The 1,656-nt window shown below is 62.9% G+C and carries 1 protein-coding gene; it reads left to right on the top strand.

Features of this window, described 5'->3' with window-relative positions; genetic code table 11:
* Positions 1-372: 372 nt before the first annotated feature.
* Positions 373-1,656 (top strand): TonB-dependent receptor (locus AC1VAN_RS21090; RefSeq protein ID WP_480986666.1); only part of this gene is annotated, 1,284 nt, incomplete at its 3' end.

Here is a 1,656-nt window from a genome sequence, read left to right as displayed (position 1 = left end):
GATGGTGATGGCGCTTGCTTTTCGACGGACCGCTTTATGGCCGTTTTTCAAGGCTGGATTCCTTTGCTGCGCTGCATGATGACAAGCGCGATTGCGGATGAGTAGTCTGCGCCGTGACGCGATGGTAGCGCTACCACTGGGCCGGTGTAAGGCCAGCGGATGCCCCCCCTTTACCGCGCGGCTGTTCCGGCAAGTCTGAAAGCGAGTTTGAGTCGCAGTGGGTGCAAAGCGCACTGCGATGTTCGGTGTGGAAGACGGGCGTCGCCCGTACGTGCCCCCAGGAGGGGCGGTACATCCATTCGATCGTATGTCAGAGGGGAGAGTCATGAGCGCTGCTACTTTCCGTCGTACCCCAGGCCGGAGGGCTCGTCGATGAGCCGGACGCTGGCGAAGTTCACTTCCAGGGCCATGTTCACCTTTGTCGGTGGCGTCCTGGTCATCAACCCCGCATTCGCACAAGAGGCGTCAACACCGGCACCCGTCGCCGGGCAGCAGAATCCGCCCAGCCCGACACAGCTGGACACCGTGCAGGTCACCGGCATCCGCAACAGCCTCAGCCAGGCCATGGACATCAAGCGTGATTCGGCCGGCGTGGTGGATGCGATCAGTGCGGAGGACATCGGCAAGTTCCCCGATACCAACCTGGCCGAATCCCTGCAGCGCATCACCGGCATCTCGATCGAGCGCCGTGATGGTGAGGGCGCACAGGTAACGGCGCGTGGTTTCGGCCCTCAGTTCAACATGGTGACGCTCAACGGGCGGCAGATGCCCGGCGCCGATGCGTTCGGTGCGTCGSGGCAGGTCGCCATCGGTGGTGTCGACGGCGGCACCCGTGCCTTCAACTTCGCCCAGCTGGCCGCTGAAGCCATCAATGGCATCGAGGTCTACAAGACCAGCCAGGCCAATGTCCCCAGCGGTGGCATCGGTGCCACCATCAACATCCTGACCTCCCGGCCGTTCGACCACGAGGGCATCGTCGCCAGTGCCGGGGCGAAGGCCGTCTCCGACCGCAGCCAGCCGTTCGGCGACGACCTGACGCCGGAACTGTCCGGCATTTTCAGTTACGCCAATCCCGACAAGACCTTCGGCGTGGGCGTGAGCGCCAGCTACCAGAAACGCAAGGGCGGTTCGGTGCAGGCCACCGACAACTACTGGAACGTGCAGCCGTGGACCGGCGCGATGCCGGGCAACCCGAGGGTGGTCAATGCGCCGGCGATCGGTGCGCTGTATGCGCGGCCGAACGACCTGCGCTATGCCTTCTCCGAATTCGAGCGTGAGCGCATCAACGGCCAGGCCGTGCTGCAGTTCGCGCCGACCGATGCGGTGACCTTGACCCTGGATTACACCTATTCGACCAACGAGATCACTGAAAATCGTGGCGAGCAGGGCATGTGGCTGCAGAACAGCAACTACACCGACGTCGAATTCGATACCAKCGGTGCGGTTGCCACGCCGATCTACATCCGTGAAATCGCCGGCACCAAGGATTTCGGCCTTGAGCAGCAGCGCAGCATGCAGAAGTACAAGCTGGGTTCGCTCGGCCTGAACGCGGTCTGGAATGTGACCGACCGCTTCAAGCTCAGCTTCGATGCGCACAACTCGAAGAACGAAAGCCGCCCGAACGATCCGCTCACTGGTGGCGGCTCCATCTTCAGC

This window comes from Stenotrophomonas sp. 05L44_2, from assembly GCF_056665995.1.
This window is presented reverse-complemented; position numbering and strand designations above follow the sequence as displayed.